Annotated in this window: 1 protein-coding gene; it reads right to left on the reverse strand. The window is 49.9% G+C overall.

The genetic code is table 11. The features are described 5' to 3' along the window. On the reverse strand, window positions 1-1,381 hold a 1,381-nt coding region (locus tag R7M72_RS24725; RefSeq protein ID WP_318056417.1), incomplete at both ends, for a TRAP transporter fused permease subunit.

A 1,381-nucleotide genomic window follows, 5' to 3' on the forward strand; every position in this document is an offset into this window, starting at 1 on the left:
ATACCCATCAACAATAATTGGGTATTGAAAACAAACATGAATGGCAGAATGGCGGTTCTAATATCGTAGGTAAAGCCTTGGATACCGGTACGAATTGGATCGGACTTCGCGATTGCTGCAGCGGCAAAGGCAGCCAGACCGACCGGTGGTGTATCATCGGCGAGAATACCGAAATAGAACACGAACAAGTGCACCGCAATCAGTGGAATGATAAGACCGTGCGCTGCGCCGAGCGTTACGATAACTGGCGCCATTAGCGTTGATACTACAATGTAGTTTGCTGTGGTAGGCAGGCCCATACCGAGAATCAGACTGATAACTGCAGTAAACAGCAGCATTAGGATGACACTACCGCCAGAGATAAACTCAACAAAATCCGTCATCACCAAGCCGATACCAGTTAGCGTCACAACGCCAACAACCGTACCTGCCGCCGCAGTTGCGACACCGATACCGATCATGTTGCGAGCACCAGCCACCAAGCTTTCAGCGAGATCGACAAAACCCTCTTTGGTTTGCTGTACTAGGTCGCCTTCTTTCGCAAGTAACGCCATCAGAGGGCGTTGTGTTAGCAAAATGAAGACCATAAAGACGGTCGCCCAAAATGCTGATAAGCCAGGTGAGAAGCGCTCTACTGTTAAACACCAAACCAGTACCACGATAGGTAGCAGGTAGTGTAAGCCAGACTTCACTGTAGGACCCGGATCTGGCACTTCAGTCAGCTCCGCATCAATCTCAATTGCGCCATCTTTCATGTGGTTCGCAGAAATTTTTACGAGGCCGACGTAGGCGATGAGTAGCGCGATCGTTACTATCGTAGTCGCTGCGTCGCCAAAGACATCTTTCGTCCAACCTACACCGTAGTACACCAAAGCGCTGATTACACACAGACCTAAAATGGTAGCTGTGAATGAAATTAGGCTTTGCAGCAACGTTGGATTATGACGACGAGGTAAGCCAGTCATGCCCGCTTTACATGCTTCAAGGTGAACGATGTAAATCAACGCGATGTAGGAAATCAGCGCTGGAAGTAATGCCGCTTTGATACCCTCTACGTAAGAAATCCCTACGTATTCCACCATCAAAAACGCTGCCGCACCCATGATTGGCGGGGTGAGCTGACCATTGGTTGACGCTGCCACTTCAACTGCACCCGCTTTTGTGCCCGGGAAGCCGACTCGTTTCATCAATGGAATGGTAAAAGTACCCGTGGTTACGACGTTTGCGATCGATGAGCCTGAAACCAGACCCGATAGACCAGATGCGACAACCGCGGCTTTAGCTGGGCCGCCTTTCATATGACCAAGTAGAGAAAATGCGACTTTAATGAAGTAAACACCCGCACCCGCACGCTCTAGCATCGCGCCAAACAGTCCAAACA

This window comes from Vibrio sp. YT-18, assembly GCF_033337345.1.
In the GTDB taxonomy this organism is placed as follows: domain Bacteria; phylum Pseudomonadota; class Gammaproteobacteria; order Enterobacterales; family Vibrionaceae; genus Vibrio; species Vibrio alginolyticus.